This is a genomic window from Paenibacillus sp. NPDC058071, from assembly GCF_042885235.1.
Classification (GTDB): Bacteria; Bacillota; Bacilli; order Paenibacillales; family Paenibacillaceae; genus Pristimantibacillus.
Genome location: NZ_JBHVSK010000009.1, coordinates 229,678 through 250,981 on the forward strand (window position 1 = coordinate 229,678; position 21,304 = coordinate 250,981).

General features: G+C 50.2%; 25 protein-coding genes. 5 read left to right on the top strand and 20 right to left on the bottom strand.

What is annotated here, in order from left to right:
* The first annotated feature begins 29 nt into the window (after positions 1-29).
* Positions 30-581, top strand: a complete 552-nt coding sequence (locus ACFVTB_RS16860; protein ID WP_387751344.1) for a DoxX family protein — start codon at positions 30-32, stop codon at positions 579-581.
* A gap of 955 nt (positions 582-1,536) precedes the next feature.
* Here the strand turns inward: ACFVTB_RS16860 and rnc are convergent.
* From rnc to ACFVTB_RS16910, 10 genes are all read right to left on the bottom strand, one after another.
* Positions 1,537-2,235: a ribonuclease III gene (gene rnc, locus ACFVTB_RS16865; RefSeq protein WP_387751347.1), complete on the bottom strand. Its 699-nt coding sequence runs from the start codon at positions 2,233-2,235 to the stop codon at positions 1,537-1,539.
* Positions 2,225-3,466, bottom strand: a complete 1,242-nt coding sequence (fabF, locus tag ACFVTB_RS16870; protein ID WP_387751349.1) for a beta-ketoacyl-ACP synthase II — start codon at positions 3,464-3,466, stop codon at positions 2,225-2,227. The genes rnc and fabF overlap by 11 nt, the downstream gene beginning before the upstream one ends.
* 195 nt (positions 3,467-3,661) lie before the next feature.
* Positions 3,662-3,895: an acyl carrier protein gene (acpP, locus tag ACFVTB_RS16875; protein WP_387751352.1), complete on the bottom strand. Its 234-nt coding sequence runs from the start codon at positions 3,893-3,895 to the stop codon at positions 3,662-3,664.
* A 124-nt stretch (positions 3,896-4,019) separates the two neighbouring features.
* Positions 4,020-4,769, bottom strand: coding sequence for a 3-oxoacyl-[acyl-carrier-protein] reductase (gene fabG / locus ACFVTB_RS16880; protein WP_387751354.1), 750 nt, complete (start codon positions 4,767-4,769; stop codon positions 4,020-4,022).
* 53 nt (positions 4,770-4,822) lie between these two features.
* Entirely contained in the window at positions 4,823-5,752 is a 930-nt protein-coding gene (gene fabD / locus ACFVTB_RS16885; protein WP_387751357.1) for an ACP S-malonyltransferase, read from the bottom strand.
* 16 nt (positions 5,753-5,768) lie between these two features.
* Entirely contained in the window at positions 5,769-6,758 is a 990-nt protein-coding gene (locus ACFVTB_RS16890) for a beta-ketoacyl-ACP synthase III (RefSeq protein WP_387751361.1), read from the bottom strand.
* A 7-nt stretch (positions 6,759-6,765) separates the two neighbouring features.
* Positions 6,766-7,755, bottom strand: a complete 990-nt coding sequence (gene plsX / locus ACFVTB_RS16895; protein WP_387751364.1) for a phosphate acyltransferase PlsX — start codon at positions 7,753-7,755, stop codon at positions 6,766-6,768.
* Positions 7,739-8,335, bottom strand: coding sequence for a transcription factor FapR (gene fapR / locus ACFVTB_RS16900; RefSeq protein WP_387751448.1), 597 nt, complete (start codon positions 8,333-8,335; stop codon positions 7,739-7,741). The genes plsX and fapR overlap by 17 nt, the downstream gene beginning before the upstream one ends.
* Before the next feature lie 183 nt (positions 8,336-8,518).
* Positions 8,519-8,692: a 50S ribosomal protein L32 gene (gene rpmF / locus ACFVTB_RS16905; protein ID WP_042160385.1), complete on the bottom strand. Its 174-nt coding sequence runs from the start codon at positions 8,690-8,692 to the stop codon at positions 8,519-8,521.
* 44 nt (positions 8,693-8,736) lie between these two features.
* Entirely contained in the window at positions 8,737-9,258 is a 522-nt protein-coding gene (locus ACFVTB_RS16910) for a YceD family protein (RefSeq protein WP_387751368.1), read from the bottom strand.
* A 245-nt stretch (positions 9,259-9,503) separates the two neighbouring features.
* Between ACFVTB_RS16910 and ACFVTB_RS16915 the strand changes: the two genes are divergently transcribed.
* Positions 9,504-10,748: a nucleotidyltransferase gene (locus ACFVTB_RS16915; protein ID WP_387751371.1), complete on the top strand. Its 1,245-nt coding sequence runs from the start codon at positions 9,504-9,506 to the stop codon at positions 10,746-10,748.
* A 142-nt stretch (positions 10,749-10,890) separates the two neighbouring features.
* On the opposite strand, the gene ACFVTB_RS16920 is transcribed toward ACFVTB_RS16915, so the two are convergent.
* Entirely contained in the window at positions 10,891-11,970 is a 1,080-nt protein-coding gene (locus ACFVTB_RS16920; RefSeq protein WP_387751374.1) for a S16 family serine protease, read from the bottom strand.
* A 180-nt stretch (positions 11,971-12,150) separates the two neighbouring features.
* Here ACFVTB_RS16920 and ACFVTB_RS16925 point away from each other — a divergent pair, with 180 nt between their 5' ends.
* The gene (locus ACFVTB_RS16925; RefSeq protein WP_387751377.1) at positions 12,151-13,398 is read left to right on the top strand and encodes a nucleoside recognition domain-containing protein; all 1,248 of its coding nucleotides are present in this window, start codon (positions 12,151-12,153) and stop codon (positions 13,396-13,398) included.
* A 25-nt stretch (positions 13,399-13,423) separates the two neighbouring features.
* On the opposite strand, the gene coaD is transcribed toward ACFVTB_RS16925, so the two are convergent.
* The 6 genes from coaD to ACFVTB_RS16955 all read right to left on the bottom strand — a co-directional run bounded on the left by coaD (position 13,424) and on the right by ACFVTB_RS16955 (position 16,601).
* Complete coding sequence (coaD, locus tag ACFVTB_RS16930) at positions 13,424-13,927, bottom strand: pantetheine-phosphate adenylyltransferase (protein WP_387751380.1); 504 nt, start codon at positions 13,925-13,927, stop codon at positions 13,424-13,426.
* Complete coding sequence (gene rsmD, locus ACFVTB_RS16935; RefSeq protein WP_387751383.1) at positions 13,914-14,507, bottom strand: 16S rRNA (guanine(966)-N(2))-methyltransferase RsmD; 594 nt, start codon at positions 14,505-14,507, stop codon at positions 13,914-13,916. The genes coaD and rsmD overlap by 14 nt, the downstream gene beginning before the upstream one ends.
* A 101-nt stretch (positions 14,508-14,608) precedes the next feature.
* Positions 14,609-14,737, bottom strand: coding sequence for a hypothetical protein (locus tag ACFVTB_RS16940; RefSeq protein ID WP_387751385.1), 129 nt, complete (start codon positions 14,735-14,737; stop codon positions 14,609-14,611).
* A 153-nt stretch (positions 14,738-14,890) separates the two neighbouring features.
* A complete protein-coding gene (locus ACFVTB_RS16945) occupies positions 14,891-15,148 on the bottom strand; it encodes a hypothetical protein (RefSeq protein ID WP_387751388.1) in 258 nt (85 codons plus the stop codon).
* Positions 15,149-15,181: 33 nt separating this feature from the next.
* On the bottom strand, positions 15,182-15,409 hold the full coding sequence (locus tag ACFVTB_RS16950) for a hypothetical protein (RefSeq protein ID WP_387751390.1): 228 nt from the start codon (positions 15,407-15,409) through the stop codon (positions 15,182-15,184).
* A 1,069-nt stretch (positions 15,410-16,478) separates the two neighbouring features.
* Positions 16,479-16,601, bottom strand: coding sequence for a Rha family transcriptional regulator (locus ACFVTB_RS16955; RefSeq protein ID WP_387751393.1), 123 nt, complete (start codon positions 16,599-16,601; stop codon positions 16,479-16,481).
* Positions 16,602-17,091: 490 nt separating this feature from the next.
* Between ACFVTB_RS16955 and ACFVTB_RS16960 the strand changes: the two genes are divergently transcribed.
* Entirely contained in the window at positions 17,092-18,543 is a 1,452-nt protein-coding gene (locus ACFVTB_RS16960; protein WP_387751395.1) for an IS1182 family transposase, read from the top strand.
* 120 nt (positions 18,544-18,663) lie between these two features.
* On the opposite strand, the gene ACFVTB_RS16965 is transcribed toward ACFVTB_RS16960, so the two are convergent.
* Together ACFVTB_RS16965 and ACFVTB_RS16970 are read right to left on the bottom strand one after the other, a co-directional pair.
* On the bottom strand, positions 18,664-19,119 hold the full coding sequence (locus tag ACFVTB_RS16965) for a hypothetical protein (protein WP_387751398.1): 456 nt from the start codon (positions 19,117-19,119) through the stop codon (positions 18,664-18,666).
* A gap of 982 nt (positions 19,120-20,101) precedes the next feature.
* A complete protein-coding gene (locus ACFVTB_RS16970) occupies positions 20,102-20,566 on the bottom strand; it encodes a hypothetical protein (RefSeq protein WP_387751401.1) in 465 nt (154 codons plus the stop codon).
* Positions 20,567-20,713: 147 nt separating this feature from the next.
* Here ACFVTB_RS16970 and ACFVTB_RS16975 point away from each other — a divergent pair, with 147 nt between their 5' ends.
* Positions 20,714-20,959, top strand: a complete 246-nt coding sequence (locus ACFVTB_RS16975; protein WP_387751404.1) for a hypothetical protein — start codon at positions 20,714-20,716, stop codon at positions 20,957-20,959.
* Between the two features lie 163 nt (positions 20,960-21,122).
* Here the strand turns inward: ACFVTB_RS16975 and ACFVTB_RS16980 are convergent.
* The coding region (locus tag ACFVTB_RS16980) for a hypothetical protein (protein WP_387751407.1) at positions 21,123-21,304 on the bottom strand (182 nt) is incomplete at its 5' end.

Below are 21,304 nucleotides of genomic sequence, written 5' to 3' on the forward strand. Positions count from 1 at the left end.
ATCAAGAAAAAGAAAAGGAGTCGATGAAAATGATGAAGTGGTGGAGAGAACAAAAATGGGCGGCCGGTATCGTACTAGTCATTCGCCTTCTGCTCGGTTGGCAATGGATGACGGCGGGGTTTCATAAATTGACGGACGGCTTTAATGCCGGAGGCTTTCTGAACAACGCAGTCGCAAATCCAGTGTTGGATAAAGGGACGGGGGAGCTCGTATACCCGACTTTCACCGCATTTGTTGAACATTTCGCCCTCCCGAACGTCAAGCTGATTAACTTTATGATCCCTCTTGGAGAGTTTTTAGTCGGAGTCGGTCTTATTGTCGGAGCGCTGACAACGGCCGCCGCCTTCTTCGGACTATTAATGAACTTCATGTTCATGTTCGCCGGAACGGTAAGCACGAACCCTTGGCTGATGCTGCTGGGCATGCTCGTCCTCACTGCTGGCGCTAATGGCGGCGCGTACGGTCTGGACCGCTACATTCGGCCTTTCACCCGCAAGCTGATCGATCGGATTCGTCATACAAAACCGAAAGAACCGAAAGCGGGCGACAAACCCAATATTAAAATGACGCCGCAGCACTAAGCTGATCAAAAGCGACACCCGGGCCAGATTGGCCCGGGTGTCGCTTTTGATTTTTCATGCTGAAGAAATGCCGAGACGCACCGCCTTAGCCTCACTATGCACTTGAGAAGCGCTAGATGAGGAAACTCGCGGTCATGGATGGAGTTCGCGGTTCGCATCCATTCAGTTGAACAATCACTTTACCCAGTTCTCTGTGAATGTAGTCGAACTGTATTGTCCCTTGTCTCAAACCTGTGCGTACTGACAAACAAACAACTAGCTTTGGCTAGAACTTTTGCGCACTGTCGAACTTAACTAACCTTAGCTCGAACCTGTGCCTGCTGGCGAACTAAACTAACCTTATTTCCGATTTGCGCCTACTGTCTAACTAAACTAGCTTTGCTCGAACTTGTGCCCACTGCCGAACTTAACTAGTCTTGTTTCGGACTTGCGCTTAATATCGAACTTAACTAACCTCGTCTCCAACTTGTGCCCACTGTCGAACTTAACTAGCCTTAGCTCGATTTACGCCTACTGTCCAACAAGAATCGGCCTACTCCAGAATCGCACAAGCGTGATCGTACAAATACCGACTCTGTTCCCGTCATGCATAACAATACGCGATTGGTTTCTTGAACATAAATCAAATAACTGCAAAAAGGCAGTTATTTACCCCTCATACAGCCCCTTGCACACCAATAACTGCCATTTTGCAGTTATTCTTTCTCCAATGCTTGCATTCGTGACCACCATGGATAAAATAACTGCAGTTATGCAGTTATTTGCCTCTCGCATAGCGTAAAGCATGTAAATAACTGCATAATTGCAGTTATTTGCCTTGCGTACGGCAATAGCTTAGCCAGAGTCCTCCATTATGGTCCACAGGCGCAAAGCTGCCTGCTTGCCCATCTGCCTGCCCACCAGACAAAAAAAATGGCGTTGCGGCAACAATTGCCGCAACGCCATTTTCATACGTCTATTCCGCTGAAAGCGAGTGCCAGGCTTGCGATGCTGCCCGCTGCTCCGCTTCTTTCTTCGTTCTGCCTACGCCGCTGCCGCATACTCGGTCTCCGACGTACACGTCGACGACAAATTCCCGGTCATGCGCTGGTCCTCGTTCCTCGGCAATCCGATACTCTACCGAACCTAAACCGTAATGCTGCGCACGCTCCTGCAGCTTGGACTTGAAATCCTTCACCAGCAGTCCGTTGTCGTTCGATTCGATAAACGGGAACATATGCGTTTGCAGAAACAACCGCGTTCTTTCGATACCCGCATCCAGAAAGATTGCGCCGATAAACGCCTCGAACAGATCGGCTAGCAGCGCCGGCCGGTGACGGCCGCCCAATTGCTCCTCGCCTCTGCCGAGCAGCACATGAGCTCCCAGCTCAAGCCGCTCCGCAAACTGCGCGAGCGACGGCTCGCATACAAGCGACGCCCGCATCCGCGTCAGCTCCCCTTCGGGACGCTGCGGATACGTAGTGAACAAATATTCCGAAACGAGCAGTTGAAGCACAGCGTCGCCTAAAAACTCAAGACGTTCGTTGTGCTCGATAGAACCGTGCTTATGCTCGTTCACGTAGGATGTGTGAGTAAAAGCCTGCTTCAACAGCTTGATCTGCTTAAACTTAAGCTCCAGCCGTAACTGGAGCTCATGAAAAGTATCACGCTTCATAGACTTTCATCACGATCGTCGCGTTATGGCCGCCGAATCCGAACGAATTGGACAGCGCCGTTTGCACGTTCGCTTGACGCGGCTCGTTAGGCACGTAGTCCAGATCACATTCCGGATCTTGGTTAACCAAGTTGATCGTCGGCGGAATGACGCCGTTTTTCAGCGTAAGGCCGAGAATGACGCCTTCCACGCCGCCCGCCGCGCCAAGCAAATGGCCGGTCATCGATTTCGTCGAGCTGACTGCCACTTTATAGGCATGATCGCCGAGCGCTTTCTTGATCGCCTTCGTCTCCGAACGGTCACCGACCGGCGTCGACGTGCCATGCGCATTGATATAATCGATGGCGCTTGGTTCGATGCCTGCATCACTGATCGCCCGCTTCATGCAGCGCGCTGCGCCGTCAGGATCAGGCTCGGTCATATGATGCGCGTCGCCGCTCATCCCGTAGCCGATCACTTCGGCGTAAATGTGAGCTCCGCGCTTCTGCGCATGCTCAAGCGATTCCAAAATAAGAACGCCCGCGCCTTCGCCCATTATAAAACCGTCGCGGTCCGTATCGAAAGGACGGCTCGCTTTCTCCGGTTCGTCATTGCGAACGGACATCGCCCGCATCGAGCAGAAGCCTGCAAGACCTGTCGGGCGGATCGTCGCTTCCGCGCCGCCGCAAATCATAACATCAGCATCGCCGCGCTGAATCAGCTTAAACGAATCACCGATCGAATGGGTACCGGTCGCACAAGCCGTTACGGCCGTGCTGTTCGGACCTTTCGCACCGGTCAGAATCGAGACTTGGCCGGAGCCCATATTCGCGATCATCATCGGAATAAAGAAAGGGCTAACCCGCTTTGGTCCCTTCTCCAGCAAAATGTTATGCTGATCTTCCCAAGTTCCCAGACCGCCGATGCCGGAGCCGATCATAACGCCGATTCGTTCTGCGTCGACGTTCTCGCCGACTTGCAACCCGGCGTCCTTAACGGCCGACAAGCTTGCAACCGAAGCGAACTGCACGTAACGGTCCATACGACGTGCTTCTTTTTTATCCAATCCGAATTCTTCTGGATTGAAATTTTTAATTTCCGCAGCGATTTGCGTCGGATATTCGGATACGTCGAAGGCCTCGATATGCGACACGCCCGACTTGCCCGCCAGCAAATTACCCCAAAATTGATCCAGTTCAGATCCGAGCGAGGTAAAGACCCCCATACCGGTTACGACAACTCTTTGTACCATACGTTTCACCTCAAAGGACAACGATATTGATAAGAGACGCAATCGTTCGCGCATCTGCACAATAGTCATATTCTATATAAAAAGCTAACTAGCTCGTACATCACTCATTACATCAATCATCACTCAAACGTTAAAGCGCCAAACGGCAGATGATGGAGAGAAGTCCCGTCTTTTACAACGGGACCCTGTTCTTCCTTAGTTAAGAGATTGTATGTAATTCACAACTTCTCCCACTGTGGTGATCTTCTCCGCATCTTCATCGGAGATCTCCATATCAAACTCGTCCTCTAGCTCCATGACCAATTCAACGACGTCAAGAGAGTCAGCGCCGAGGTCATCTTTAAAGTTAGCTTCGAGCGTAACTTCCGCTTCGTCTACGCCAAGTCTGTCGACGACGATCCGTTTTACACGTTCTACTACATCGGACATCCGGTTCACCTCCTCTTTGGTATTATACGAGAATTGAAGATAAAATGCCATACGTAACCGTTTTAATGAAAAAACCTAGCAAAGACGGGCATCGCATCGCATTTTCGCTTCCTTCTCCGGCCTCTTACATATACATGCCGCCGTCGACATGCACCGTTTGACCGGTCATGTACGACGCCGCGTCGGACGCCAAGAAACGTACGGCGTTCGCAATATCCTCCGGACCGCCCAGACGAGCAAGCGGAATTTGGGTGGACAGCGAATCCTTCACGTCATCCGGAAGCTTGTCCGTCATTTCCGTCTGAATAAAGCCCGGAGCGACGCAGTTGACCGTAATGCCGCGCGAAGCCAGCTCGCGGGCGCTCGCCTTGGTCAGACCGATTACGCCCGCTTTCGCGGCGACATAGTTAGCCTGTCCAGGATTGCCGAGCACGCCTACGACCGAAGAAATATTGATGATGCGGCCGGAACGCTGCTTCATCATCGGACGCGTAACCGCCTTGATGCCATTGAAGACGCCCTTCAGGTTCGTCTCAATAACTTGGTCAAATTCTTCTTCCTTCATACGCATAATTAAATTATCTCTTGTAATGCCAGCGTTATTCACGAGAATGTCGATAGCGCCGAACTGCTCCTGCACTTCCTTGACCATCGCTTCAAACTCGTCCAGCTTGCCAACGTTCGCTTTGATCACGATCGCCTTACGACCCAACGCTTCAACCGCCTGCGCCGTTTCCGCTGCAGCTGCTTCGCTGCCCGAGTAGTTGATCGCTACATCCGCTCCGGCTTCCGCCAGGGCGACGGCGATCGCACGGCCGATGCCGCGGGAAGCGCCGGTTACGAGCGCCTTCTTGCCTTCTAAACTTGCAAACATGTTATCCCTCCTTCAAAAGAGTAGAGCATGCCTACACGCCAACCAACGACGCGTTACAGCTCAAGCGAATCGATTGCGGATACGCTGTTGATCGAGATGATGCGCAGATTTTTGTCGATTTTTTTAATCAGACCCGCTAAAACGGAGCCCGATCCAATCTCCACAAACGTATCTACCCCTTGCTCGATCAAATACCGTACGCTGTCCTCCCATAGAACAGGCGAATACACCTGTTCGACGAGCAGCGAACGAATTTGCGCCGCCTCAGTCACAGTCGAAGCCGTCACATTCGCTACGACCGGAATGGCCGCATCGTTCATGGAGACGCCTTCAAGCACCGCACCGAGCTTCTCAGCGGCAGGCTTCATGAGCGAGGAATGGAACGGTCCGCTCACTTCGAGCGGCAGAACGCGTTTTGCGCCCGCTTCTTCCTTACCGCGTTCCACCACGGCCTGAACGCCTGCAGCAGTGCCGGAAACGACAATTTGCCCCGGGCAGTTCATATTGGCGAGTTCGACCGCATGACCCTCGGCTGTAATCGACGCGCACAGCTTGCCTAGCACGTCGCGTTCCGCTCCCAGAACGGCCGCCATCGCGCCGATGCCGCCCGGCACCGCCTGCTCCATAAACTCTCCGCGCGCACGCACGGTGCGCACCGCGTCCTCGAAGGAAATAACTCCTGCCGCAACAAGCGCGCTGTATTCGCCCAAGCTGTGGCCAGCCACATAGTCGGCTTTCAGACCTTTACCGTCAAGCGCACGAAGCAGCGCAACGCTAACCGTCAGCAGCGCAGGCTGCGTATTGGCTGTTTGCTTTAACTGCTCGTCCGGCCCTTCGAAAATCAAGTCTGTCAACGAGAAGCCAAGCGCTTCGTTCGCTTGCTCGAAAACGTTCCGCGAAACTTCGTAAGCCTCGTAAGCGTCTTTTCCCATTCCAACCGATTGAGCTCCTTGGCCAGGAAATACAAATGCCGTTTTGCTCACTGCCTAATCCCCTCCGTTACCAAATAAGCACCGAAGCGCCCCAAGTGAGGCCGCCGCCAAAGCCAACGAGCACGAGGCAATCGCCCTCGTTCACACGACCTTGCTCGACCGCTTCCGCGAGCGCGATCGGAATCGATCCGGCGGAAACGTTGCCGTACTTGTCCAAATTGATCATCGCTTTTTCTTCCGGCAAGTCAAGCCGGTTCAGCGCCGATTGAATGATGCGGATATTCGCCTGATGAGGAATCAGCAAGTCGATATCCTCTTTCGTGTATCCCGCTTTCTCAAGCGCTTCCTCGGCAGCGCCGCCCATGATGCGAACGGCGAACTTGAATACCTCGTTGCCTGCCATATGAATAAAGTGATGCTTGCCGGTCACGCTCTCCGTCGATGAAGGCATACGCGAACCGCCGCCGCCTACCTTCAGCAGTTCGCCGCCAGCGCCGTCAGCACCGAGCACGAACGATTTGAAGCCTCGTCCTTCCGGAACCGGGCCCAGTACGACCGCGCCAGCGCCGTCGCCGAACAGAATGCACGTATTGCGGTCTGTATAGTCCGTGATACGCGACAGCGACTCGGCTCCGATAACAAGCACATGCTTATATAGACCGGACGAAATCATGCTCGATGCCGTCGCCAGACCGTAGATAAAACCGGAGCAAGCAGCAGACAAATCAAACGCCGCCGCACGCTTCGCGCCGAGCTTTTCTTGGATCAAGCAAGCTGTCGAAGGGAAAAACATATCGGGCGTAATCGTCGCCACAATAATAAGATCGATATCTTCCGGCGTCAAACCTGCCGCTTTGAGCGCGATTTTGGAGGCTTCGTACCCGAGATCGGACGTCGCTTGTTCCGGGGCTACCAGACGGCGCTCCCGTATACCGGTTCTCGTCACGATCCATTCGTCGTTCGTTTCCACCATTTGTTCCAGCTCTTGGTTCGTTAAAATGCGGTCGGGAACATATTTGCCCGAGCCAATAATACCAACAGAAGGTATACTCACCATAACACGCTCACTTCCCGCTAATTTCCGCTGCTATCGATTCCGTCAAACGAGCCGCAACTGCGGTTCTGGCTTGGCGGACGGCGTTTTTCACCGCAACCGCGTCGGACGAGCCGTGACATTTCATGACCAATCCGGTCAAGCCAAGCAGCGGCGCACTTCCGTGCTCCTTATAATCCATCTTCCCTTTCAGCTTGCGAAGTCTTGGCATCATAATCGCCGCCGCCAGCTTCGTCATCAACGAATCACCGAACTCCTGCTTCAGGAAAGTGAACAAAGTACCGGCCGTACCTTCCATCGCCTTCAGCATGACATTTCCGGCAAATCCGTCGCAAATGAGCACGTCGCAGCTGCGATTGAGAAGATCCCTCGCCTCTACGTTGCCGATGAAATGAATCGGCGCTTGCTCCAGCAGGTCGTAAGCCGCCTTGGTCAGCTCGTTCCCTTTCTTCGCTTCCGTGCCGACATTCAGCAAGCCGACGCGAGGCTTCTCCAACCCGTGAACCTTGTTCCTATAAATGCTGCCCATGATAGCGTACTGAAGCAAATGCTCCGGCTTCGCATCCATATTGGCGCCCAAATCGAGCGCGAGCACTCCGATATCGTCCATCGTCGGCAGCATCGGCGCCAGCGCTGGACGTTCGATGCCGTCCAGCCGGCCGACAACGAGCAGCCCTGTCGTCATCAAAGCGCCCGTATTGCCTGCCGACAGCATGGCATCAGCCTGTCCGTCTCGCACAAGTTGTCCGGCAACGACCATCGACGCACCCTTCTTGCGACGGACGGCTCTAACCGGCTCGTCGTCGGGTAAAATAACTTCATCGGCGTGATGAATCGTCAGATTCGAAGGCTTGTTACCGCCGATCAGAGGTTCAATCGCCGCCGTATCCCCAACCAGCAGCAATTCCGTATCCGGCCATTGCTGTGCGGCTTCAAGCGCCCCTTGCACGATTAGCTTGGGGGCATGATCGCCGCCCATCGCGTCAATGGCGATCCGCATGTCCGTCTCCTCCTTCGTTGTCCGATTCTCCCGCGGATCTGAAAATGACAAAGTTTCCTTGGAACACCATCTCTTCACCCACGTAAGTGAACAATTCGACCTTCGATTTATTACGTTCTCCCGATATCGAACGGACATACGCCTTGGCAATGCATTTTTCGCCCAGCTTGACCGGCCTTATGAACCGGATGTCCGCCGTCACAGTCAACGCGATTTTGTCGTCGATAATTGCAACAGCGAGCGAGTTGGCTTGTGCGAATACATGATGCCCCCGGGCTATTCCCGTTCGGGAAAAGACATGTTCATCCCGAATTTCAAATATCGATATGCCGCTCTTATCGAGCTGCAAATCGACGATATCGCCAATCACTTCATGCAGCGGCAGCGAACGAACCGAGTCATAGGAACGTTCAGCCATCAGCTTCATTCGTTCGCGAAGCTCGGGAATACCGAGCTCCATTCGGTCTAACCGCACCGTCTGGATACTGATCTTCAAGTGGCGGGTCAGCTCGCGATCCGTCATGAACGGATTCTCGTCGATTAATCGAGCAAGAAGCTGATGCCGCTGCCGTTTTGGCATGCGTTCGATCGCCGTCACCACCTTTACATTATAGTGATAGAATTTATTCAAATAGAACCCGGCTCCATACTAGCGCATCGCCTGACGGCTCTCATTATCCGTTGTTTTTATCACCTGGTACTAAACCAGTATATAAAAAATAGCACCTCATCGCAATGAAGTGCTATTGTGGGGACTCTGAGATTATTGAGCAATAATCTCTTTCGTTTTGTAATATCCGCACACTTTGCATACGTGGTGAGCCAATTTCAGCTCTCCGCATTGCTCGCATTTTACCATTCCAGGTACCGCCAGCTTAAAGTGCGTGCGACGTTTGTCGCGGCGAGTTTTGGACGTTCTTCTTTGAGGTACTGCCATCTTTCCCACCTCCTTCACAAAAATCAATCGGTGCTGCATCTTCGTTATTGTTCTTTGAACAAGTCCTTGAGCACTGCGAGACGAGGATCAATCTTCTCTGTCTTGCAGCCGCATGTATGTTCATTCAAATTCTGCCCGCAGTTGTGGCAGAGGCCTTTGCAATCATCGCTGCAAAGCGGAGCGAAAGGCATGAACAGCAGAAGCGCTTCTTCCACGTACGGCTTCAGATCCAGCCTGTCTTCCTTAACGGCAATGACGTCATCCTCTTCTTCTTCGCCTTCCTCCTGCACATCCTGATTGGACGCAGGCTTGAATTGCTCGAAGAATGGAATAACCGTGTGCTCTTGAACGGGATCGAGACAACGAGAGCATGCCAATTCCCAGTCGATTGACAATTCGCCTTCGACCGATATGGACCCTTCGTTCCCTGTCACCTTAAGCAACACGTGGAGCGGACCCGTGCTAATGACATCGGTACGTCCTTTGAACAAAGCGCTGACATCAAGTTTTTCATCGATGTTCGCCTTTAGCCCTTTGGACATCGTCTCTTTTACATGAAATTGCATCGAATCACCCCAAACAAACAAAGATTATTATAGCTATCGGCAGCCGGTTTTGTCAACATTTCACTATGTTTTTTCAGAGTCTGTCGCTAATCGCTCTTCGAAAAAGACAAATGCTCCCAAGATCCGGTTAACCCGCCGTCGTCGCCGCGTCTCTATAATCAGTATCGGCTTCCTGATGAATCCTTACGCCGCGCTGTGCTATGATGGGACATATATCCAATCAGACAAACGCTAGGAGCGTTGATATGCGAACAGTAGGACTAATAGTGGAGTATAACCCATTTCATAACGGTCATCAATATCATTTGCAGCAATCTCGAAAAATTACGGGTGCAGATGCCGTTGTCGCCGTCATGAGCGGCCATTTTCTGCAGCGCGGAGAACCCGCCGTCATGGACAAATGGGCGCGAGCGGAGACGGCGCTGCGGGGCGGCTGCGATCTCGTCATCGAGCTGCCTGCCGCTTATGCGACGCAAGCGGCGGAATGGTTTGCCTACGGCGCAGTCGCTCTGCTTGAGGCGACAGGCGTCGTCGACGCTTTCTGTTTCGGCACCGAGAGCGGCGAGCTTGACGCGATGCGCCTAGCGGCCAAAACGATGGCTGCTGAGCCACCGGCCTTTCGCGCCTCGCTTAAGGACAAGCTCGATGCCGGTATCGCATATCCGAGCGCATACAGCGCTGCAACGACCGATTATTTAATGTCGATAAGAGAACACGAGGCTGCGGCCTTCCCCTTCGACAAACCGAACCATACGCTTGGCCTGCACTATCTACTCGCATGGGAAAGGCTCGGCGGACAAATGGAGCCCTATACGATTCGTCGTGAAAAATCAGAATACAATCAAACGACCTTTACTGATAATGCCATTGCCAGCGCCACTGCCATTCGCAAGCTCCTTTTCGACAAGCGGGAGCTGACGGGGAGCAAACCATTCGTCCCGGATACGACGTATCGCATTCTCGAACGGGAATGGGCTGCTGAAAGAAGCCCTGTTCATTGGGACCACTTCGTCCAGACACTGCTTCACGGACTCGTCACGAGAACAGCTGCACAGCTTAGAGAGCTGCGTGAAATATCCGAAGGGCTGGAGCATCGGATGGCCGGCGTCCTTCCTACACTCGCAGATACGTCGTTCGAGACGCTCCTCGGGGCGTTAAAAACAAAGCGTTACACGCGAACCAAGCTTCAGCGCGCGTTGCTGTCCGTGCTGCTAAATCACCGCAAAGAAGACTTCACGACAGACAAGCTGGCTTCCGGGGTTGAATATATTCGCGTGCTGGGCTTTACGGACAAAGGCCGTGAGCTGTTGAAGCGTATGAAAAAGACGGCGTCGCTGCCTGTGCTGCTGAGCGCGGCCAGACCGCCTGCCGAATATCGCTATCTGCAGCTGGACACGCAAGCGACCGCCGTCTATATGCTGGGACAGCCGGGCAGACATGCGGCGGAGGCTTTATTCCGCGATTACACAGATAAACCGATTATCTTATAAAGGTGGAGCCGTATGCCTTATTTAATATCTTTATCAAAGAAAGGGCGTGCAGCTGTCTGCATGCCCTTTCTTTGCTGCAGGACAGCATTCCGCAGTCCGTCAGATGACGCTGTATTCTGCATTTGCATTCCGTTCCGTTAAGTCAAGACCGAGTCGATTGGCTCGCAATGGCGTCCAGCGCGCCCTGCAGCGATGAGACGCTAATGACGCGCATGCTGCTGCCTTCTTCCTTCGCCTTTTGCGCCGCCTCGGCATAATTGCTGGCTGGAGCCAGGAACAGCTGCGCTCCGGCCGCGTCCGCTGCCACCACTTTGTACCCGATGCCGCCCACTGGACCAACCTCGCCTTCTGGCGTGATCGTACCCGTACCCGCGATTCGAAAGCCTTTTGTTAAATCACCAGGCGTCAGCAGATCCAACGATTGAAGCGCGAACATAAGCCCGGCCGAGGGACCGCCGACTTCTCCAGCATCGATCGTCAGCGACATGACATTATCGTTCGGCTGCAAGCGGCGGAATTCGACCAAGCCGTTCACGCCGAGCGCCTGCAGCAAAGAATGCTTATCAATCTCGCCGTCGAACGGGGACAGCACAATCGGCAGCTGAATCGCTTTATCGTTTCGAATAACGGACAGCTCTATGTCATCGCCCGTTTTTTTGCCCTGCAATGCCTGAATAAGTTCGGCCGTATCGTAGACGGATGACGCTTCCTTAACACCGGTGATCCGATCGCCGGTCATCAGCTTGGTTTCGCTTTTATTTCGCGCATCCGACACCGCTAGGCCGTCCGGAGCGATTTTATACGGAATTTGTGCATAACGATAAGCTGCTTCGACCGCGTTGTTTTGCGAGCCTTGCATAACGACTGCCATCCGGTCGGCGTATTGCTTTTCTGTCGAGCCCTTCAACACGCTTCTTCTGGTGGCTGCCTCTGTGTTCGATTTCCATGAGGAACTGACGGCTCCCCAAAAGTTCGTCTCGCTCAGCTTGACCGTCGTCATCAGAAATTGACCGCTGCCTGCCGTCAGATTGTCTCCCTGCCCCGGGGCCGCATCTTCCGCTTTCACCATCGTATAGGTCGGTTCCGCGGTTCCTGGTTCGTACAGAACAAAAGGAGAAGGAGCATAAAGCAGCAGCCACATGACCAAAGCCGTTGCGGCCGCGGTTGTCAGTGTTCGTTTCCCAATCCCCGCTCCGTTACGTGATTCGCTCCAGCGCGCCATATACTCCCTCCTTTAGCCGTTCCTCTTTTCCAAGGTCTATCCTTGTCCATTCAAGCGTACACTTTATCATCGTTTTCCGTTCCTTAAAGCCCAATTTGTCGGCAGGTGTGACTATAGCCTCCTGTGGCTGCACGCCCCGCCGATTCCGTCATTTGTTCACATATAATGGAGGTTCCGACCATGACCCGTACCGTGCTGCTCGCTATTGTCTCGCTTCTTTTCGTAGGCTCTGTCATTCGTCAGCCCGACGCAGCCTTTCAAGCCTCCTTGCAAGGATTGTCGATATGGTGGAATATCGTCTTTCCCGGCTTGCTGCCGTTTCTCGTTTTATTCGAGCTGATCGCCGCATTCGGACTGTTGCACGGAGTCGGCGTCCTGCTCGGACCAGCGATGAAGAAGCTGTTCAAGCTGCCCGGCGAAGCCGCTCTCCCGCTCGTATTCGGCTGGCTTTCAGGCTTTGGCGCCGGCGCCGAGGCGACCGCCGCTCTTCGTCGGAAGAACAGATTGACCGTATCAGAAGGACAACGTCTGCTCGCGCTCTCCCATATGCCTAATCCGCTGTTCATGCTCGTCGTCATTGGCGCCGGCTTTATGCAAAGGCCGGAGCTAGGCGGTTATATTGGCGCCGTGATCTGGCTGTCGGCTGTATGGACGGCCGTCGTGTCCGCCGTCCTGCGGCGCCGCAAGGGAGAACGCGGCGTCGCCTCCGACTTGGACGGAGACAATGCGCACAACAAAGCCGCGCCGCTGCTCGCCAGAGCAGCCCAGGCGGTGGCAGAGGCACGTGAGAAGGATGGGCGCGGCTTCGGCAAAGTGCTGGGAGACGCCGTCGCTTCAAGCGTGCAGAAGCTGATGGTCGTAGGCGGCTTTATGATTTTCTCCGCCGTCGTCGCCCGCCTGTCGCTTCCGCTCGCACAGCTGGTTTCTCCAGGAGGATCGCTTGATTTCGCACTGCCTGCCCTGCTCGAAAGCCATATCGGCGCCTATGCCGCCGCCATCCGGCAAGGCGCGATGGCCAGCTTGCCGGTGAATGTCTCTCTCGTTGCAGCCGTTTTAGCCTGGAGCGGCATAAGCGCGATTTTGCTCGCTGGCTACAGTATTAGCGGGACGGGCTTACGCCTGTTCCCCTTCATTCGGGCCAGAATTCTGCATGCGCTGCATGCCGCTTTGTTCGCACTATTGCTGTGGCGACCGGCGCAAACGCTGATTGGCTGGCTGCCTGCCGGAGCGGAGAGCTCTCGTACCGCGATGTTTAACAGTCAGCCTATGCCGCTATCGCCCATAATACAGGTGCATCGCCTGCCGTCCTTCTGGCCGTTTTCTTTGACGGCCGCCCTCTGTGCTGGGGCGGGACTGCTGCTGCTTCTCCTCCCTGTGTTCGCGAGGATGCGCCTTCGAAACAGCGTTCCGCCAAGCCGAACTCCTTAAGTTAGTAGTCTGTACGACCGGAAATTCAGTCTTTAGACTGATACTTCTCAGCAAGCCGCTGCTCCACGAACGGCGGCACAAGCTCCGACACGTTGCCGTTGAACATCGCAATCTCTTTGACGATACTGGAGCTCAAATACGAATACTTCGGATCCGTCATCATAAAGATCGTATCGATCTCGCTATCCAGCAGCCGGTTCGTCGAGGCGAGCGTCAGCTCGTATTCGAAGTCCGTCACCGATCGAATACCGCGAATGATCACATTGGCGTTACGCGATTTCATATAGCGCACAAGCAGGTCGCGAAAGCTATCGACTGTCACGTTCGGCAGATCGCTCGTCACTTCCCGAAGCATTTCTTTGCGCTCTTCAACCGAGAATAACGGGCTTTTGCTCGTATTGTTCAGTACCGCGACAATCACTTGATCGAATTGCTTGGCCGATCTCCTGATAATATCGATATGGCCATATGTAACGGGGTCGAAGCTGCCTGGGTAAACCGCTACCCGGGAACGATCATTCGGTTTCATTTCCTTGTCCTCCATTGATGTCGCCGCTTTGGTTGTAGGTGTATATCGTAACGGCTGTATCTCCGTATTTGGCTTTTCTCATTAATTCGAAACGTTCGATTTCGTCCGGATATTCATGGTCTGCATCATGCTCGACCACGACGATTGCTCCGTCCTCCAGCATCGAGCGCTGCGCAAGATCGACGAGCAGACTGTCCATCTCTTTCATCCGGTACGGAGGATCGAGAAAAACAAGCGAAAAAGCGATTCCTCGTTTTTCAAGCAGCTTAATCGCTCTATCGGCGTCATTGCGATAAATTTCCGCAGCTCCTCCCATGCCGACCGCATTTGTATTATGGCGAATAATATCGATGCTTAATTTTTCCTTATCGATAAATATAGCTCGCTCGGCTCCACGGCTCCATGCCTCAATGCCAAGACCGCCGGTGCCGGCGAATAAATCCAGCGCCGCGCCGCCGTCGAAGAAAGGTCCGATCATGCTGAAAATCGCTTCCTTCACTTTATCCGTCGTCGGCCGCGTGTTCATGCCCGGAACCGCTTTTAACGTGCGTCCTTTGGCCGCGCCCGCAATGACTCTCACTTTGGAATATCCCCCTTTTCGTCCTATCCCGCCTATCGTACCACAATTTTCGGGTGATGAAAAAGCGGAAACGCCACCTGAATAAGGCTGCAATATTTTTTTTAGCCATCAGGTATAATCCCTTCCAAACCGGACAAGATAAAATCATCGGCGTCGGAAGATGCCGTAGACAACCGCGGAGAAGACTTACGTTTCCCCATAAGCTCTTCGTCCGGTTTCTCCTCTCCCATGAAAGACCCTCACCGAAAGGTGAGGGTCGATTTTTTGCGAATAAACCCTATAGAATCAAGGGTTTTCGAGTACGACATTCTTTAGTTACATGATCATTCCAATCATTTCGGTACCGATTGGGTACCAATTCCTCAAATTCTACTTCTCCTAGCTTATTCCTCATCATCTTCATACAGCTGAGGCTCTTCTTTTTCGACAAGCATTCTAAGAATGTATTGGATACCATCTTTACAGACCAAGTCCCAGCCCTCCATAGATAATTCATCAAGTGTAGCAATAAAAGTATAGTTAGTGTATTCATATTCCCTGTCATGTGTTTCAAATATCCATGTTTCTTCTTCTGCCCTCGGGGCATTCCTCAGCATCCCATATTCATGACATTTAATTAACTTCGGTGTCACTTGTGACATTCGAAATAACCTCCAGCGTTCTGTATTTAGATTCTAATTTCCTTTCATTTCACGCATGACCGACTTTATATAAATATCAGATAATAAATCAATGACCTTTTGTGAAATTGAATCCTGCTCTATAGAAGGTATCTGTGAAAAGTTTATTTTAACCCACATTCTCGCTTTTTCATTGTACCGTTCTATAGAGATTATCTCCCCGTCATCATTGACACTACCTTCATACACGGTTCCATTAACATCAATAGTTTTTTTGTTCATCTGCCCTTTTCCTACCATCATTAATCATCTTAAATTTACCGATAAGTATAATACGTTGCATAAATTACTTGAATTCTAGCTATTTATAGAAAGGACTTTATTCGATGTTCAATCCTCATGACTATTACATCGCTCCAGATGAATATGAAGAAGCAGCCAGAAACGGAATTAGTCGTAGAAATATTAACGTAAGGATTAGGGATATAGAGCCTGGGGTAACAAGAAAGCAATTACTGCTCCAGTTCAATTAAAAAGAAATCGATCTGTTATTGTTGAATTAGCAAAATCGAACGGAATACTTTATAACGTGCTAATGGCTAGAATTAATTTAGGAGGGACGAGCAAATAACTGCAACCATGCCAGTAAGAGACAAAGAAGGCCAAAGTAGAAATGCTCGTCGAATGTGTGATATGAATCGAAAATATCCTCTTGAGATACTAGAGTTAACTAAAAAGAATGGAATTCAATACAGTACATTCACATATAGGGTCCGAAAAGGGTGGGATTTAGAACATGCAGCAACAACGTCCGCCTCATATCATAATGGCCCAATGCGGTTAAAAGAAATTTATGTTCGTTAATCCAATCTTCAAGCTAACTCCTAATTTGACTCCCAGATCTACCTTGCCGTTCTCATCGACACGAAACCAAGGTGAATCAGCCTTATTATAGGTGCTTAGATCAACTCTTTAAAATTGTTGCATAATTTTGATTATTATCCTGTCCATATGTTAAGTTGGTTTTTGGTCGAAACCAGCCAATAACAGAATATACTTAGTTCATTTAATCAAGTGGACCTAAATAACGGTTTCCGCACTCACAAACCAGCCCAAACGGAAACGGTTTTAATACCAGGTTACACTCGCAATGGTATTTATGGTCACTTAGCTGCAGCAACATTCGAAACGGCTTATCAACATGAGACATTAACCTAAACTTTCTCAACATTTACCAAACCTCCCTTCATTCAATCATTCGACATCATAGTAGCAAGTCCTTCATATGTCGAAACTTAACAGCCGCCCCCGAAGGAGCGGCAATAAAGTTCAATTCTCATTTATCTTTATTTTAATCCTTGCCGGTGTAGCCCATGACTAGGAAGGAGAAGCCATCTTGTGTGATGATGTATTTCGGATAAGTGCGGTCCCGCTCGTTGGCGTAATATGACTCCTCAAGCCGTGGAATCTTCAATGTATTAATCTCTCATAAACCCGGGAATCGGCACGGATTTGTGCCGATAATATCTGAGATGCACTCGTTAGTAACGACCCCATATCCGTGCAGCAAAAAAAACGACTCCACGAGATTGCGGAGCCGTTCAGAATGGATCATCCAATGTTCTCGCCAATTTTGGCGGATGGTGCAATTTTGCGTTCTCCACCTCGGAGTAGATACTCTTCCCTAGCCCTAGGGTGTTTCCAAGGATGGGCTATAGACTGGGTGGGGGTGCGCTTCGTAAGAAGATTAAATAAGTCGATTACCATAGGAACCTGGTTGAGTAGACAAGCGCGTACTAGTGTTCAGTTTAAGCACGAAATAAGACAATAGCCCCATCGGCCTATTTAGGAGGCCACTGAAAAAGTCCTGTGACGAAAGAAGGTACTGTTCCTCAATCTTATTGAGGGAGCAGTACCTTCTTTACTGTATACTTAAAGTATTACAGCGAAAGGTGTGAAGCCCATTGTTCCAGCCCCAAATCTCGTTTGCGTTCAGTCCTTACACGGCACTATACGACCTCGTTGTACCCAAGGATAACTTGCTGCGTCAGATCAACGAGTTGGTGGACTTCTCCTTCGTCTACGACGAATTGAAAGCAAACTACTGCCTGGACAATGGTCGCAATGCAATCGACCCCTTACGGATGTTTAAATATTTGCTCCTTAAAGCCATTTTCGAGCTGTCGGATGTGGATGTGGTCGAGCGTTCCCGATACGACATGTCGTTCAAATTCTTTCTTCAAATGGCGCCTGAAGAGTCTGTCATTGATCCGAGTTCGCTCACCAAGTTCCGTAAGCTACGGCTTAAAGACCTGAACTTACTAGATTTGCTGATTGGCAAGACTGTCGAAATAGCCATTGACCAGAGCATCCTGAAGAGCACGGCTATTATTGTGGACGCGACCCATACGAAAGCCCGTTACAATCAGAAATCTCCGAGAGAGATCTTGCAAGATCGTTCCCGTAAGTTGCGAAAAGCAATTTATTCTATAGATGAATCTCTGAAAGAGAAACTTCCCGCCAAAAACGTAGTAGATACGCTCGAAGCGGAGATTGAATATTGTAAGAAGCTTGTAGAGGCTGTAGAGACGCAACTTGGAATCGCTCAATTGCCAAAAATCACGGAACTGCTGAATCTGCTTAAAGAAACCGTTGAAGATGATGTGGAGCAACTGCGCATCTCGCAAGATCAGGATGCACGTGTCGGTCACAAGAGCGCGGACTCGTCGTTCTTTGGCTACAAAACGCACCTCGCAATGACTGAGGAACGAATCATTACAGCTGTCATTGTCACGACTGGGGAGAAGAACGACGGCAAGCAACTACAGACGCTCGTAGAGAAAAGCAAGGCGGCGGGCATGGAAGTGAAAACAGTGATTGGCGATATGGCATATTCAGAAAAAGGCAACATCGCGTACAGCAAAGACAATAATATTGAATTGATTTCGAAGTTGAATCCGCAGATCACACAAGGCGGACGTAAGAAAGAAGAGGAATTCGAGTTTAACAAAGATGCAGGAATTTACGTATGCAAGGCTGGCCATATGGCCATTCGGAAAGCAATGCAATCTAGGAGAAAAGAAGGCGGGAAAAATCAAAGGACAATATACTTCTTTGATGTAGATAAGTGCAAGAGCTGCCCTTTCAAGGAAGGGTGTTACAACGGTGGAGCCAGCAAGACGTATGCTGTAACCATGCAGTCGGACGAGCACTCAGAACAAGCAGCATTTCAAGAAAGCGAGTACTTTAAAGCCAAGGCGAAAGAACGATACAAAATCGAAGCGAAGAACAGCGAACTTAAACATCGACACGGGTACGACGTAGCCACGTCCTCGGGTCTGTTAGGTATGCAGATCCAAGGGGCAATGGCGATATTCGCGGTGAACCTTAAGCGAATAATGAAACTGAATGACTAACAAACTACCGTAAAGCCCACTGAAAAATGCGACACCCTCCGAAAAATCCGGATTAGGTGTCGCATTTTTTTCCCTGACGCTGGGGTACACCGAAAATCGTAAGTTCTTCAGTGGCGTCGCCTATTTAGTAGGTGGGCTTTTCTTATTATTAGAGATTACCTTCTTTAATTTTTCGATTTGCTTATTGGTTTCTGTTGTGTATCTTTCTATTCGGATTATGTTATTGAGAGTCTTAATATTGAATAAAGCATAACCAGCAAGAGCGTAATAAAAAAGTGAGGCAATAATATTTACTGTAATCTCGATTGTTCCTAGAGCTCTTAAGTAGTGGGTGAAAGAGAATATAATCGTAAAGAACATTAAGTAAAATAATATTAATTTAGCAATCCAACCGATAAATAAGACTGGTTGGCTATGATACTCATTATAATTACTTATAACATTTTGTAGCTTATCAATTCTCTTTTGAGCTTTACTGATACTTCTCTTTGCGAATATGTTTTTAATTTCATCACCTTTTAGCAATATAATAATTGCAATAATAGCACTGATTAGTACTGAGAAAATATCGTTCATACATATTTCCTTTCTCTGTTAAATTAATTTGGTTAAAGATATTCTACAACATAACCCATATGTTGCCTATATAATTTAATGAAAAAATAGGCAATAGCGGGATGACGAGCATCTTTATAACGGAACGTTTATACTTATATATCAGCTTAGAGGTGACGAGAGATGACCGACCTAATAAAAATCGCCTGGTAAATACCGCGTGATGATGTGATTTCCTTCAAATAGGTGGAGCAGCCGCATGGGATAACATCCCTGCGGCTCCAGATAGATTATTCATTCCGCCCTATATACAATGTAGTCGCCTCAAAAACAACATAACCATGAGATTTGAACAAGATGAGCTTGTCACACTGTACTACTTATTGTTGTGTATGGGTATGTGCAGGAATTCCAGTCCAGGTAACTGTTCCGCCACTACTTGTCATTAGTTGCGTACCAATTGGTATCCCACCGTCGACCGCACCTGCTGAACCTGTTTGCAATCCCTTCTGAGCTTTTGTGTTGAATGCTTGTTGTAAAGACTGACCGTCTGCCCCACATTAAAACACTAGACCAAGCATCAACGGAAATTTTCCCATACAATCTTATTCCACTTGAATTTCCGTTCATTACAAAACCGTTATTCCCAAAAATCTCGAGATTACCCATTAGGGTATTGATCAACGCTCACTGAGTTCCTGCCGTAACAAATCGAAGGGCGGGTGCTCCTGCATAATTCTCTATTACTACATGATTATTCGCGTCAAAGTACACTCCAAAAAAGTTGCCTGTTGAAGACATTTCGGCTCGTGGATACTCCCCTTCCTGCTTCTGCACCTTCGCTCCGGTAATTGTCCCGCCGTTTATTGCACCCCCTGTAATGCTAACGCTGTTAAGCGATCCAGCCGTCACCGTGCCTAAGTTAGCGCTAAGTGCCGATAGCATATTAACGTTGATTGGTTAGCTTCAATTGTGCCGGTGTATAGTCCGTTTGCGGTTAGCCTTATTGTCTTACCGTTCCACCCCGCTGCGCCTTGCACCTGGTTGTCCGGCAGCCTCTTAATATCTCTATCGCCCCGCTGTTGATCCATAGACCATACTTACCCGGCGTATACTGCCCAAGGCGCACGCGCTCACTGTTTGCTGCGTCAGTGCCCTTCATCCCCAGCCCGTCGACCAAGGTCAGGCTATCGTCGTAGTTGACACCCTTTAACACGACGTTTTCGGACGTGTAGTCCATCGCTTTTTTACTGGCTACGGTCGCCTGAAAGATATAGTCGACCGTCTTCATCTCGCGGAAATTGGATAGGATGACGCGGCCGCGCTGCGGTTTGAATGGATATCGTTCATACTCTAAGACGCGCGCGTCGAAAGAGTAATTCAGCACGCCGTCAGTGCAAGTCACCGTATCCCCAGCCTCCCTGATCCGCTCGTCGATATAATCCCTGTCTACCTTTTCCATCTGCACGACATACACCCTTAAACAGATCAAAAACGTGCATAGATACGCAGATATATTAAGCAATTAAGGAAGGACGGTTATAGAACATCCCACATACAGAACGCCAGGAAAGTGCATCTCCAGCCTTCAAAACCATATAAGGAGGTTTAACCTATGGGAAGCATCCAAAAGCGTGGTACTAATTCATACCGACTCATTGTCGAGCTCGGATATGACGCACAAGGCAAGCGCGTCCAAGAAAAGAAAACGATACGAGTTGAAGATCTGGCCCTGCTGCGAGCAACTAAGCGGCTCGAAAGTTATTTAGAGACAGAGTTGGTAAAGTTTCAGATCGAAGTGGAGTCAGGCAACTATGTGAAGCCCGAGCGAATGACATTCGAATCGTTTATTGAACAATGACTAAAAAGTTTGTGAAAATCGATCTCGAAGTAAAGACACCGGACAATTACATCTACCACACACAACGGCGCATCATCCAACACAAAAATGATGGAGATATACGGCCATATATTTGAATCAGTTGATAAGGCTGCTGCAAGCGTATTTGACGATATAGTTGTTGTCACTTTTTGTAGAAGCCGCAGAACATAAGCGAATTCATAATAGGCAGAATCAAGAAAACCGCCATTTTCCACATCTCCCATGAAAGGGGGCTGTCCCAAAAGTCATAAAAGACTGAGGGACGCCCCTTTTTCATATTGTCAAACAAAAAGAAACCGTTTCTTGGTAAAATGGAGGTACCAC